This window comes from Micromonospora foliorum (genome assembly GCF_022229015.1).
GTDB lineage: Bacteria > Actinomycetota > Actinomycetes > Mycobacteriales > Micromonosporaceae > Micromonospora > Micromonospora foliorum.
The window spans coordinates 1-12,093 of record NZ_JAKKFF010000030.1 but is presented as its reverse complement, the minus strand read 5'-3'; the positions used below and the strand labels follow the sequence as shown (position 1 = coordinate 12,093).

Below are 12,093 nucleotides of genomic sequence, written 5' to 3'. Positions count from 1 at the left end.
GCGGTGCCGGAGCGCAGGGCGGCGGCCAGCTCCCGGCCGCGCACCGCCGGCACCCCGGCGGCCTGGTCGGCGAAACCGCGCAGGATCTGCGAGAGGATCACCCCGGAGTTGCCCCGCGCGCCGAGCAACGCGCCCTGGGCCATCAACCGCAGCGCGTGCCCGTGCGCCGTCGGCCCGCTGTCGGGGAGAGTGTCCAGATCCATGGCGAGGGCCTGCTGGGCCGAGGTGAGGGTGAGCACCAGATTGGTGCCGGTGTCGCCGTCGGGCACCGGATAGACGTTGAGCTGGTCGATCTCGCCCTGGTGGCGCTTCAGTGCGGCCAACCCGCTCGCGCACCAGCGGCGGACCGCGGCGGCGTCGAGGGTGTCCAGCACGGGCAGAAGCCTACTGGCGCGCACCGACACCCGTCGGACTCGTCCGGCGTGTCCTCCGCGTCCCGGATCGGCGCTGGCCGCCGCGACGACGAGCCCTTCCGGTACCCTTGCCGCCGGGCCGGCCCACCGTCGGGCGGACGGGCCCACGACCAGGCGTGAGCCGGGGCACGGGCGAGCGCCGGACCGGGCCGGTTGGCCGGGTCGGCGAGTCATCGGGTAACCTGACCAGGTTGCCCGGGCAGCACCTGCCGGCGACCTCATGAACGTATCAATCCCAGGAGTATCCCGTGGCTAGCGTGTGCGACGTCTGTGGCAAGGGACCGGGCTTCGGCCACAACGTGTCCCACTCGCACCGGCGGACCAACCGCCGCTGGAACCCGAACATCCAGTCGGTGCGTACCCCGGCCGGTGGCGGCAACACCAAGAAGTTGCAGGTCTGCACCTCGTGCATCAAGGCCGGCAAGGTCACCCGCGCCTGACGCGGTAGCACCCACCTTCTCGTACGGCTCAGCCGGCGGACCCGATGGTCCGCCGGCTCTGTCGTGTCCGCGGCAGCCGCGCCGGGCCCGCCAATGGCTGGCCCGCGGGTCAGAGGGTGCGGCCGAAGGAGACGCAACCCTCCGCGTCCTTGTAGAAGCCGAAGTTCGGGATCCGCTCGTACCCGGCGGAGCCGTACATGGCGATCGCCTCGGGCTGCTTGTCGCCGCACTCCAGGACCACCCGCTTGCGGCCCTGCTCACGGGCGGAGCGCTCGACCGCCGCCAGCACCGCGCGAGCCACCCCCCGCCCCCGCGCCGCCGGTGCCGTGTACATCCGCTTCAGCTCCGCGGTGTCCGCGCCGTGGCTGCGCCAGCCACCGCAGCCGACCGGCTCGCCGGCCAGGTAGGCGACGAGGAACGCGCCGTCGGGCGGCTCGAACTCGGCCGCGTCCACCGGGGTGTCGTCGCCGGTGCCGCCGTAGCGGGCGCCGAGGTCGGCCAGTGCGGCCTGGATCAGGTGTTGTGCCACCGGTGCGTCGAACCGCACCGTCCGGATCTCGATCTCACTCACGGTGTCCAGGGTACGGCGGGCGCCCGGGCGTCACCGGAAGTGGTCCCAGCCGGTCGGGCCGTCGTGGGCAACGCCGTCGACCGTCACGCCGGCACCGTCCGTCACCACGCCGATCGGCCGCCAGCCCGGCGGCAGCACCACCGCCGGGGGGAAGGTCGCGGCCAGCGCGTGGTCGTCGCCACCGGCGAGGATCCAGGTGTACGGGTCGACGCCGAGTGCCTGCGCCGCGTCGGCCATCTGCCGGGGCACCTCGAACCCGCCGCGGCGCACGTCGATCGCCACGCCGCTGGCCGCCGAGACGTGCCCGAGGTCGGCCAGGAGCCCGTCCGAAATGTCGATCATGGAGGTGGCGCCGAGTTGGGCGGCCTGCGGGCCGGCCTGGTAGGGCACCTCCGGCCGCCGGTACGCCTCGACCAACAGCCGGGGAGTACGGAAGCCCCGGGTCAGCACGGTCAGCCCGGCCGCCGCGTACCCGGTGCGCCCGGCCAGGGCGAGCACGTCCCCGGGTCGGGCGCCGGACCGCAGCACGGGGGGACGGCCCGCCAGGTCGCCCAGCGCGGTGACCGCGACGGTCAGGGTGGGGCTGGCCGACATGTCCCCGCCGACGACGCTCGCGCCGACCGTCGCGGCCTCGGCGGAGAGCCCGTCGGCCAGCTCCTCCGCCCAGCTGGTGTCCAGGTCCGCCGGCATGCAGAGAGCGACAAGCAGGGCGGTCGGCGTGGCGCCCATCGCCGCGATGTCCGCCAGGTTGGCCGCTGCCGCCCGGTGCCCGACGTCGCGGGCCGAGGACCAGTCCCGTCGGAAGTGCCGCCCGTCGACAAGCACGTCGGTGGAGGCCGCCACCCGGCCGTCCGGCGCGGCCACCACCGCCGCGTCGTCGCCCGGGCCGAGCAGGGTCGTCGGCCCGTACGACAGCCGGGCGGTGATCTTCCCGATCAGCCCGAACTCCCCGATCCCGGACACACCGACGCCACCGCGGGCGTTCCGCCCGTGCTGCCCGGCTCCGCCGTGCTCGCTCACCGCTGCTCCTTGACGACCGATAGGGATCAGACCTGCTCCGTAAGGTAGTTTCACCCTTCGGGCCGCTCCCGGGCGGCGACGGACGGAGGTCGAGTCGTGGTACAGGCGTACATCCTCATCCAGACCGAGGTCGGCCGCGCACGTGACGTGGCGGGTCTCATCGCGGACATCCCCGGCGTGGTACGCGTCGACGCCGTCACCGGGCCGTACGACGTGGTCGTCCTCACCGAGGCGAACACCGTCGACGAACTCGGCAAACTCATCGTCAGCAAGGTGCAGATGGTGCCCGGCATCACCCGCACCCTCACGTGTTCGGTGGTGCGGCTGTAAGTGGACGAGATGACGACCTCCTCCTCGGCTCGGGACGACGACGGGGCGCGCGACGCGGCCGACGGGACGTCCGAGCCGGCTGACGGTAACCGCGAGTCGAGCGATCCCGCCGCCGCCGCGCCGGCCGGCCGCGATCGGACCATGCGTGGCGCGGCCCTGCTCGCCACGTTGATCGCGTTGCCGATCACGCTGCTGGTGGCCGTGCTGGCCTTCAGCAAGCTCAGCCCGGGCACGCCGGCCGCCGCGCCGAGCCCCTCCGCGACCACCCCCCGGGTGCAGTCCACCACCCCGGTGGAGATGGCCGCCCCGGCGCTGGCCGCCCGCCCGGCCACGGTCTGCCGGGCCCTGCTCTCCCAGCTTCCGGCGAGCATCCGCGACCTGGCCCAGCGACCGGTCACCGCCGGCCCCGAGCAGAACGCCGCGTACGGCGACCCCGCGCTCACCGTGGCCTGCGGCGGCACCGAGCCGAACTTCCCCAGCACCGACGAGGTCTGGACGGTCAACCAGGTCTGCTGGCACCTGGCCGAGCAGGCCGACGCGGCGGTCCTCTCCACGGTCGACCGGGAGACGCTGATCACCGTGCGCGTCCCGCGCTCGTACGAGCAGCCGTTGCAGTGGTTGCCGACGATCTCCAGCACGATCGTGGCGAGCGTGCCCTCCGGCGGCGCCATCCCGTCCGGCTGCCAGCACTGACCTCGAACCGACTCCGCCCGCGCCGGCTGACCTGCGCGGGCGGGGCCGGACGGCTCAGTGCAGGCCGACGCCGCGCCGCTGCGCGGTACGGATCAGCCGGTTGACCAGCTTCGGGTACTCCAGGCCGGAGGCCGCCCACATCCGCGGGAACATCGACGTCGGGGTGAAGCCGGGCATCGTGTTGATCTCGTTGAGGTAGACGTCCAGCTCGGGGGTGACGAAGAAGTCGGCCCGGGCCAGACCGGCGCAGTCCAGCGCGGTGAACGCGCGGACCGCGTACTCCTGCACCTGGCGGGTCACCTTCTCCGGCAGGTTGGCCGGAATGTCGTACTCGCAGGAGTCGTCGAGGTACTTCGCCTCGAAGTCGTAGAAGTCGTGGTCGGCGACGACCCGCACCTCGGCCAGCACGGACGCCTCGGGCGCGCCACCGGCCTCGCCCTCCAGCACACCGCACTCGATCTCGCGGCCGACGATCGCGGCCTCGATGATGACCTTCGGGTCGAACTGCCGGGCGGCGGCGACGGCCGCGTCCAGCTCGGCCCAGTCGGTGACCTTGCTGACGCCGAACGACGAGCCGGCCCGGGACGGCTTGACGAAGACCGGCAGGCCGAGCCGCTCCTTGTCCTGCTCGCTGAGCGTCATCCCGTTGCGCAGCACCGCGTACGTGCCGACCGGGATGCCCTCGACGGCGCAGAGCTTCTTGGTGAACTCCTTGTCCATGGCGGCCGCGGAGGCGAACACGTTCGCCCCGACGTAGGGGATGCCGGCCATCTCCAGCATTCCCTGGATGGTGCCGTCCTCGCCGTAGGTGCCGTGCAGCACCGGGAAGACCACGTCCACGTCGGCAAGCGCCCGGGGGCCCTCGGTCGGGTCGAGCACCATCAGTCCGTTGCCGGTGGGGTCGGCGCGCAGCACGATGTCGTCGCCGGAGTCGGCGGTGATCTCCGGCAGCTGACGAGCGTTGATCGCGAGCTGGGCGGGGTCTCCGTTGGTCAGCACCCACTGGCCGGCCCGGGTGATGCCCACCGGCACCACCTCGAACTCGTCCGGGTCGAGTGCGCCGAACACGCTGCCGGCGCTGACGCAGGAGATGCCGTGCTCCGGGCTGCGGCCGCCGAAGACGATCGCCACGCGGGTCTTGCCTGGGGTGGTCACTCCGGTCACCTCTTCGTACGCGACTGCGGCTGGTCGTGCTCGCCGGTGGCGCTCACCCGGTTGACCTTACTGTGCGTGGCCACAGGGCGAGGCGATACCCGGCGAGCCACGGCACGACACGGCAATCGGTCATCGGAGGATATACGGTGCGTGATCGGACGATAGCGGTGTCCCAGACCGCTGACCTGGGCCTGCTCAGTCCCGAGAGTGCCGGCGGCCGACCGCGATCACCTTCACCCGCTGCCGGCCGGCGCGCACCATGCCCAGCGCCATGAACGCTCCCGCGATACGGTCGGCGGCCTCCCGGCTGCTCGCCCCGACGACCTGTCGGCGCCGTTCCGGCGCGACCCGCTCGTTGCGGTGGACGCCCTCGACGGGACGCACGTCGGTGAGCACCACGAGGAAGCGGGTCATCGCACGCCGCCCGTTGGTACGGCGGCGGGCTCCGGGCGGGTTCGCACGTCGTCTCCTTCCGGCAGGCCGGGATGGCGGGGCGGCACGCGACGATCGGGTACGGGGGAGAAACCCGATCGCCGCGCGCCCCATCCCCTCCGGTCGCTCACCACCACCGTCGCCACGACAACCGGCGGTGAGGACGCCATAACAGATTGACACGTGTACAGCCGTGAATGCAACTCTCATCGACGTTCTCTCATGCAGACGTTCCCGCAAATGTGTGCGACCATCGATGCATGGCCCCGAAGACCGCCCGTGCCCGCCGGCTCGGCATCGCCCTGCGCCATCACCGGGAAGCCGCCGGGCTGACGCTGGAGACCGCGGCGGATGAGATCAACAGCACCCGCAGCACCCTGTCCCGGTACGAGAACGCCCAGACCCTGATCAGCCCGGCCACCGTGCGCGCCCTGCTCACGTCGTACGGGGTGAGTGCCGAGGAGGTGGCCGCGGCGGTGCAGCTCGCCAAGGACGCCCGCAAGCCGGGCTGGTGGGTGTCGTACTCCTACCTGCTGGATCCACGCACCATCGACTTCATCGCACTGGAGGCCGAGGCGACCGCCATCGCCAACTTCGAGCCCTCGGTGGTGCCCGGCCTGTTGCAGACCGCGGACTACATCCGTGGCGTGATGCGCGGCGGGCCGCACACCCTCGGCGACGATCTGGTGGAGCAGCGGGTCAAGGTCCGGCTCGACCGGCAGCAGCGGCTCACCGCCGACCAGCCGCCCATCCTCGACGCGATCATCGACGAGGGCGCGCTGCTACGCCCGGTCGGTGACCAGTCGGTGATGAACGGGCAACTACGGCACCTGGTCAAGATGGCCGAGCTGCCGAACATCAGCGTCCAGGTGATCCCGCTCTCCGCCGGCTACCACCGGGGCACCCGGGGTTCCCTGCACATCCTCGAGTTCGCCGACCCGGAGGACCCGATCATCGCCTCGGTGGAGACCGTTGCGGGTCAGATGATCCTCGACCGCGCTGGCGAGACGCGTACCTGCACAAAGATCATGGAGCATCTCCGAAGCGTGGCGCTCAGCCCGGCGGACAGCCGCGAGATGCTCCTGTCAGTCCTGAAGGGACGGTAGGACCGATGACCCCGATGATCACAGCGGCCTTGGCCACGGCGCCGTGGCGCAAGAGCAGCCGCAGCGGCGACGAAGGCGCCTGCGTGGAGGTGGCCGCGATACCGCGGCTCGTGGCCGTCCGCGACTCCAAGGACCCGGCCGGCCCGGCCCTGCTGTTCCCAACGGCGGCCTGGGCCGCCTTCGCCCAGGCGCCACCCCAGCGCTGACCAGAGGGGCCGAGCCGGCGCGGGTCGAGCCCCGCGCCGGCTCAGGCCACCAGCGGGCTGGGCTCCGGAACGGCGCGTAGCGCCTCCAGCGCGGCGATCGCGACGCCTCGGGCACCGGCCATGTCCCGGTCCGGCACCAACGCGAAGGTGGCCACCGCCGCCTGCTCCTCGCGGAGCACGGTGTGCTCGCGGACCGTCGCCAGGAACCAGTCGCGGAACTCCGGTGCCGCCTCCACCACCCCGCCGCCGACGAAGTACGCGTGCGGGTCGGTGAAGTTCGCGGCGACGGTGAACAGCCGCCCCAACGCCATCGCCTGCTGGGTGAAGAGGTCCCGCGCGAGGGCGTCCTCCCGCTCCCCGTACCCCCGGACCAGCTTGGCCGCCCGGGCCACCGGCTCGGCGGCGAGCGGGTGGTCGGGGTACCGGGTCAGCCAGTACGGCAGCAGGTTGCGTTCGATTCCGGTCAGCGAGGCGACGCTCTCCACATCCCCGGTGAAGCCGCAGGCGCAGGTGGGCTCCGGCTGGCCCGGGCCGAGCAGCCCGCTCAGCGGGATGTGCACGTGGCCCAGCTCCCCCGCCATCCCGGCCGCACCGGCGATCACCCGACCGCTCTCGACCACACCGCCGCCGAGGCCGGTGCCGACGATCGCGGACACTGACGAGCGGTTCATCGCGTCGGCGCCGAAGTAGACGTGGTGGGCGTAGAGCGCGGCCGCGTTGCCGTCGTTGTGATAGATCACCGGAAGCCCGAGCCGGCGCTCCAACGCCCCTCGCACGTCGAAGCCGCGCCAGGCCGGCTGGGAGAAGTTGGTGGAGCCCCGCGACGAGATGACGCCCTCGGCGCTGGCCGGGCCGGGAGTGTCCAGCCCGACCGCCCGGACCAGGTCACGCGGCACGCCGGTCTGTGCCAGGGCGCCGTCCAGCGCCCGGGCCAACGCCTCGATCGCCGCCTCCGGCCCGGACCGCACCTCGCTGGGGATCTCCAACAGCCCGTCCACCAGGAAGTGGCCGTCCACCGTCAGCACGGTGGCGTTGTTGCTGGTGCCGCCGTTGTCCAGCCCGACGACCACCGGCACCCCTGCGCTGCCCACCGAAACCGCCTCCCGCCGTCGTGAGTGTGAGCCGAGGCTAGTGCCAACCCCTCTCCCCCGCCATGCCCGGCCCGCCCGAGCAGCCTCAACCAGGCGTGCACCCGAGCGCCCCGGCGGTCCCCCACCGTCTCTCCACCGTCGATCAAGGAGTTGTGGTGGGGGACAAAGTGCTCGTCGTGGCGCTCAACGGGCACCACAACTTCATGATCGACTCGGGTCAGGGGCGGCGAGCAAGTACCGCGGTGGCGTCCAGGTCCTCGTCGTGTCGGACCGTTGGTACCAGGCCGGCCGCTTGGAATGCGGCGCAGAGGGCGGTCACCTGGGTGGTGCCGGCTTCGACCACCAGGTGGCCGCCGGGGGCCAGCCAACCGGCCGCGTCGGCACCGACCCGGCGCAGCACGGAGAGCCCGTCCGGGCCGCCGTCGAGCGCCACCGGGGCCTCGTGCAGTCGCGCCTCCGGCGGCATCAGCGCGACCGCGTCGGTCGGCACGTACGGGGCGTTGGCGACCACCAGGTCCAGCCGACCCCGCCACTGCCGGGGCAGCGGCGCGAAGAGGTCGCCCTCGTACACCTCGGCGTTCAGCCCGACGACGTTGCGGCGCGCACAGGCCACGGCCGCCGGGTCGATGTCGGCGGCGGCCAGCCAGCGCGGCGCGAGCCGGTGCGCCAGCGCGACAGTGGTGGCCCCGGAGCCGCAGCAGAGGTCCACCACGGCCGGCGCCGCGCCGGTCAGTTCGGCCGCCACCTCGACCAGCAGGGCGGTCCGGGCACGGGGCACGAAGACGCCCTCGTCGACGGCGATCCGCAGGCCGCAGAACTCCGCCCAGCCGAGCAGGTACTCCAACGGTTCGCCGGCCACCCGACGGTCGGTCAGGTCGGCCAACGCCGCCGGGCTGGGCGCGGCGGCCAGCAGCAGCTCGGCCTCGTCCTCGGCGTAGACGCAACCGGCGGCCCGCAACCGGTCCACGAGAGCGGTCCGGTCGGTCGGGGAAGGAGGCGTCATGGGAGACGTCAGACCGATCCCGCCGCATCCAACGCGGCGGCGATGTCGGCCACCAGGTCGGTGGTGTCCTCCGCGCCGCAGGAGAGCCGGACGAAGCCGGGGGCGGTGTCGTCGCCCCACTGCGCCCGCCGGTCGGCAGTGGTGTGCAGGCCACCGAAGGAGGTCGCCGCCGCCACCAGCCGGGCGGCCGCGACGAATCGGCCCACCCGGTCGGCGTCGCCCAGGTCGAACGAGAGCACCCCCGGTATCCGGCGCATCTGCGCCGAGGCCACCGGGTACGCCGGGTCGCCCGGTCGCCCCGGCCACCGCAGGCCGGTCACGTCCGACCGACCGGCGAGCAGGTCGACGACCGCGGCGGCGTTCGCGCTCTGCCGGGCCAGCCGCAGGTCGAGAGTGGCCAGTGACCGGTGGGCCAACCAGGCGTCGAAGGCGCCCGGAACGGCCCCGGTGGTGGTACGCCAGGTCGTCACCGCGTCGATCAGCTCGGCCGACCGGCTGGCCAGGTAGCCCAGCAGCAGGTCGGAGTGGCCGGTGAGCGCCTTCGTGCCGGAGGCGACCACCAGGTCGGCGCCGAGATCCAGCGGGCGCTGACCGAGCGGGGTGGCCGTGGTGTTGTCCACCGCGAGCAGCGCCCCGGCGGCGTGCGCCCGCTCGGCCAGGGCGGCCACGTCGACCACGTCGAGGCCCGGGTTGGCGGGCGTCTCCACCAGCACCAGCCGGACGCCCTCGAACGACGGGTACGGCCCGACGGTCGGCACGAACACCACCCGGACGCCGATGGCCTCCAGCACGCTGGTGGCGAACGCCCGGACCGGGAAGTATCCGTCGGTGGGAAGCACCACGGTGTCCCCCGGCCGCAGCAGGGTGAGCAGCAGGCCGGTGATGGCCGCCTGACCGGTCGCGAAGACCCGGCAGTCACCGCCCTCCAACTCGCCCACCGCCGCCTCCAGCAGCCGCCGGGTCGGGTTGTCGGGGCGGCCGTAGCCGTTCGGCGACGTGCCCTGGCCCTCAAACGGGTCGAGGTGGTACGGCGCGGCGAAGACCGGGCCGGGCAGGAACGGGTCCCCCGGTGCCGGTTCGGGCAGGCCAGCGCGTACGCAGCGGGTGCCGTCGCCCCACTCGCTCATCGGGTTCCTCACTCGTACGACTCGGGTTTGGCGGTGCGGCTCATCAGGGTCTCCACGGCGAGGCGCGGGTCCATCCCCTCGTGGCAGATCCGCTCGACGTGCTCGGTGATCGGCATCTCCACGCCGTGCGCCCGGGCCAGGTCGCGGATCGCCAGGCAGCTCTTCACGCCCTCGGCGGTCTGCCGGGTGGCGGCCTGGGCCTGCTCCAGCGTCTCGCCCCGGCCCAGATGCTCCCCGAAGGTGCGGTTGCGGGCCAACGGGGACGAGCAGGAGGCGACCAGATCACCCATGCCGGCGAGGCCGGCGAAGGTGATCGGGTCCGCGCCGAGCGCCACGCCCAGTCGGGCCGTCTCGGCCAGCCCCCGGGTCATCAGCATGGCCCGGGTGTTGTCACCGAAACCCATCGCGGTGGCGATGCCGTACGACAGGGCGATCACGTTCTTGACCGCCCCGCCCAGCTCACAGCCGATCACGTCGTCGTTGGTGTAGGGGCGCAGGTACGGCGTCCGGATCGACGACTGGACGAGCGTGGCGCGGTCGCTGTTCGTCCCGGCGACCACTGTCGCGGCGGGCTGCTCGGCGGCGATCTCCGGGGCCAGGTTCGGGCCGGACACGACGACCACCCGGTCCGCGGCGACCCCGGCGGTCTCCACGATGACCTCGCTCATCCGCTTGGTGGTGCCCAGCTCGATGCCCTTCATCAGCGACACCAGGGTGGAGTCCGGGTGCAGATGCCCGGCCCATTCGGCGAGGTTGCCCCGCAGGGTCTGCGACGGCACGGCCAGCACCACCAGTTCGGCCCCGGTGATCGCCTCCACGGCGTCGGCGGTGGCGGTGACCCGGGCCGGCAACAGCAGGTCGGGCAGGTACTCCGGATTGCGACGCTCGGCCCGGATGCACTCGGCGACCGCCGCGCGACGGGCCCACACCGTCACGTCCCGCCCCGCGTCCGCGAGGATCTTGGCGAACGCGGTGCCCCAGGAACCGGCACCGAGCACCGCGACGTGACCGCTCATGCCACCGCTCCGCTTCGCTTCGCGGGCGCTTGAACGGCACCGCTGCCGATGATTCGCTCGCTCATGCCGCTTCGTCCCGCTGCTCGCGGCCGACGGAGGACCGGGCCGGTCGCTCCCACAGTGGCGGCGGGGTACCACCACGAATCTCGGCGAGCATGTCCCGCAGCCGCAACATGATGGTGTCCGTCATCTCCTCGAGGGTGGCCCGGGTCGGTTGGGCGTCCGCCCAACGGCTCAGGTCGATCGGTTCCCCGGCGGCAACGGTCACCGGGATCCGGGGGCGCAGGCTGACACGCGTCGTCCGCGGGTCGAAGATCCGTTCCGGCCCCCACATCACCACCGGTACGACCGGGGCGCCGGTGGCCAGGGCCAGCCGGGCCGCACCGGTCTTGGCCTTCATCGGCCAGAGTTCCGGCTGTCGCGTGGTGGTGCCCTCAGGGTAGATCACCACCGCGCCACCCTCGTCGAGCGCGGCGACCAGTGCGTCCAGCGAGCGGACGGCGTCCACGCTGCCCCGCTCGACCGGGATCTGCCGGCACCGGTGCAGGATCCAGCCGACCACCGGCACCCGGAACACACTGGCCTTGCCCAGGTACTGCGGCCAGCGCCCGGAGTCGTAGATGAAGTGCGCGGACACCAACGGGTCGGCGTGGGAGATGTGGTTCGCCACGATGATCACGCCGCCGTCGTGGTGGAGATGCTCCTGACCACGCCAGGTACGCCGGGTCCAGACGGTCATCACCGGCTTCACCAGCCCCACGGCGAACCGTTGCCAGAACCCCAGCCTCCGCCGTGCCACTGTGCCTCCTCGTCGCGCCCCAACCCCGCCGCGAAATCCCGCCCGCGACACCCGCAGCGGAAATCATGCCTGCTCGCCCCCGGTACGGCCAGCGAGGGGCCTGTCGTCCGGCTGGCAGGATTGCGGACGTGAGTCAGCCGAGGTGGGCCGTGGTGGTGCCGGTGAAGCGGCTGGCCGTGGCCAAGAGCCGGCTGCGGGGCGCGCTGCCCGGCGTACCCCACGAGGAGTTGGCGCTGGCCCTGGCGGCCGACACGCTCCGCGCGGTGCTGGCCTGCCCGGCGGTCGCCGAGGCCCTGGTGGTGACCGACGATTCCCGGGTGGCGGCGGCGGCGCGGGCCGCCGGCGCCCGGGTGCTGCCCGACGAACCGGCCGCCGGCCTGAACGCGGCCTTCCGGCACGGGGGGGCCGGGGCCGCCGTCGGGTGGGTGGCCGGGATCACCGCGGCCGTGCCGGCGCTGCGCCCGGTCGAGCTGGCCGGCGCGCTGCTCGCGGCGCAGAACGGCCGACCCGCGGTACGCCGGTTCCTGCCGGACGCACCCGGCGGGGGCACGGTGCTGCTCACCACCCCGCCGGGCGTGCCGCTGGATCCGCGCTTCGGGGTGGGCTCGGCGGTCGCGCACGCGGCGAGCGGGGCGTTGCCGCTCGACGGCGACTGGCCCAGCCTGCGCCGGGACGTGGACACCGCCGCGGA

At 73.2% G+C, this 12,093-nt stretch carries 16 protein-coding genes; 6 read left to right on the top strand and 10 right to left on the bottom strand.

From position 1 onward, the window contains the following. Positions 1–374 (bottom strand): DAK2 domain-containing protein (locus PSH25_RS03080; protein ID WP_238657540.1); only part of this gene is annotated, 374 nt, incomplete at its 3' end. A gap of 287 nt (positions 375–661) precedes the next feature. On the opposite strand from PSH25_RS03080, the gene rpmB reads away from it, so the two are divergent. Next, on the top strand, positions 662–853 hold the full coding sequence (rpmB, locus tag PSH25_RS03075) for a 50S ribosomal protein L28 (protein WP_007456456.1): 192 nt from the start codon (positions 662–664) through the stop codon (positions 851–853). Between the two features lie 109 nt (positions 854–962). Here the strand turns inward: rpmB and PSH25_RS03070 are convergent, their stop codons facing one another. Together PSH25_RS03070 and PSH25_RS03065 are read right to left on the bottom strand one after the other, a co-directional pair. Beyond that, complete coding sequence (locus PSH25_RS03070) at positions 963–1,424, bottom strand: GNAT family N-acetyltransferase (RefSeq protein WP_238657539.1); 462 nt, start codon at positions 1,422–1,424, stop codon at positions 963–965. A gap of 30 nt (positions 1,425–1,454) precedes the next feature. Further along, positions 1,455–2,444, bottom strand: a complete 990-nt coding sequence (locus PSH25_RS03065) for a thiamine-phosphate kinase (protein WP_238657537.1) — start codon at positions 2,442–2,444, stop codon at positions 1,455–1,457. A 96-nt stretch (positions 2,445–2,540) separates the two neighbouring features. Between PSH25_RS03065 and PSH25_RS03060 the strand changes: the two genes are divergently transcribed. Continuing rightward, positions 2,541–2,774 (top strand): Lrp/AsnC ligand binding domain-containing protein, encoded by a 234-nt coding sequence (locus PSH25_RS03060; RefSeq protein WP_030487446.1) that lies wholly within the window; start codon positions 2,541–2,543, stop codon positions 2,772–2,774. Then, complete coding sequence (locus PSH25_RS03055; protein WP_372492704.1) at positions 2,775–3,467, top strand: DUF3515 family protein; 693 nt, start codon at positions 2,775–2,777, stop codon at positions 3,465–3,467. It abuts the gene before it with no gap. A 54-nt stretch (positions 3,468–3,521) separates the two neighbouring features. Here PSH25_RS03055 and PSH25_RS03050 read toward each other — a convergent pair whose 3' ends face one another. After that, positions 3,522–4,622 carry a D-alanine--D-alanine ligase family protein gene (locus PSH25_RS03050; RefSeq protein ID WP_112603452.1) on the bottom strand — a complete coding sequence of 367 codons (1,101 nt, stop codon included), beginning with the start codon at positions 4,620–4,622 and terminating at the stop codon, positions 3,522–3,524. A 195-nt stretch (positions 4,623–4,817) separates the two neighbouring features. Continuing rightward, positions 4,818–5,036 (bottom strand): hypothetical protein, encoded by a 219-nt coding sequence (locus PSH25_RS03045; protein WP_238657534.1) that lies wholly within the window; start codon positions 5,034–5,036, stop codon positions 4,818–4,820. 278 nt (positions 5,037–5,314) lie between these two features. Between PSH25_RS03045 and PSH25_RS03040 the strand changes: the two genes are divergently transcribed. Both PSH25_RS03040 and PSH25_RS03035 read left to right on the top strand, forming a co-directional pair. Further along, positions 5,315–6,160 (top strand): helix-turn-helix domain-containing protein, encoded by an 846-nt coding sequence (locus PSH25_RS03040; protein ID WP_238657532.1) that lies wholly within the window; start codon positions 5,315–5,317, stop codon positions 6,158–6,160. A 5-nt stretch (positions 6,161–6,165) separates the two neighbouring features. Continuing rightward, positions 6,166–6,366 (top strand): DUF397 domain-containing protein, encoded by a 201-nt coding sequence (locus PSH25_RS03035; RefSeq protein ID WP_238657531.1) that lies wholly within the window; start codon positions 6,166–6,168, stop codon positions 6,364–6,366. A gap of 41 nt (positions 6,367–6,407) precedes the next feature. On the opposite strand, the gene PSH25_RS03030 is transcribed toward PSH25_RS03035, so the two are convergent. From PSH25_RS03030 to PSH25_RS03010, 5 genes are all read right to left on the bottom strand, one after another. Next, positions 6,408–7,457 (bottom strand): ROK family protein, encoded by a 1,050-nt coding sequence (locus PSH25_RS03030; protein WP_238657529.1) that lies wholly within the window; start codon positions 7,455–7,457, stop codon positions 6,408–6,410. Between the two features lie 217 nt (positions 7,458–7,674). Further along, entirely contained in the window at positions 7,675–8,460 is a 786-nt protein-coding gene (locus tag PSH25_RS03025; protein WP_238657527.1) for a putative protein N(5)-glutamine methyltransferase, read from the bottom strand. A gap of 8 nt (positions 8,461–8,468) precedes the next feature. Beyond that, complete coding sequence (locus PSH25_RS03020) at positions 8,469–9,587, bottom strand: cystathionine gamma-lyase (protein ID WP_238657526.1); 1,119 nt, start codon at positions 9,585–9,587, stop codon at positions 8,469–8,471. Between the two features lie 8 nt (positions 9,588–9,595). Then, positions 9,596–10,603 carry an NAD(P)H-dependent glycerol-3-phosphate dehydrogenase gene (locus PSH25_RS03015; RefSeq protein ID WP_238657525.1) on the bottom strand — a complete coding sequence of 336 codons (1,008 nt, stop codon included), beginning with the start codon at positions 10,601–10,603 and terminating at the stop codon, positions 9,596–9,598. 61 nt (positions 10,604–10,664) lie between these two features. Further along, positions 10,665–11,402, bottom strand: coding sequence for a lysophospholipid acyltransferase family protein (locus PSH25_RS03010; RefSeq protein ID WP_238657523.1), 738 nt, complete (start codon positions 11,400–11,402; stop codon positions 10,665–10,667). 128 nt (positions 11,403–11,530) lie between these two features. Between PSH25_RS03010 and cofC the strand changes: the two genes are divergently transcribed. Further along, a partial coding sequence (gene cofC / locus PSH25_RS03005; RefSeq protein ID WP_238657522.1) for a 2-phospho-L-lactate guanylyltransferase occupies positions 11,531–12,093 on the top strand: 563 nt, incomplete at its 3' end.

Coding starts and splice junctions, on each gene's coding strand:
- PSH25_RS03045 (WP_238657534.1), bottom strand. CDS start 5,036: ATGACCCGCTTCCTCGTGGTGCTCACCGACGTGCGTCCCGTCGAGGGC.
- PSH25_RS03040 (WP_238657532.1), top strand. CDS start 5,315: ATGGCCCCGAAGACCGCCCGTGCCCGCCGGCTCGGCATCGCCCTGCGC.
- PSH25_RS03035 (WP_238657531.1), top strand. CDS start 6,166: ATGACCCCGATGATCACAGCGGCCTTGGCCACGGCGCCGTGGCGCAAG.
- PSH25_RS03025 (WP_238657527.1), bottom strand. CDS start 8,460: ATGACGCCTCCTTCCCCGACCGACCGGACCGCTCTCGTGGACCGGTTG.
- PSH25_RS03020 (WP_238657526.1), bottom strand. CDS start 9,587: ATGAGCGAGTGGGGCGACGGCACCCGCTGCGTACGCGCTGGCCTGCCC.
- PSH25_RS03015 (WP_238657525.1), bottom strand. CDS start 10,603: ATGAGCGGTCACGTCGCGGTGCTCGGTGCCGGTTCCTGGGGCACCGCG.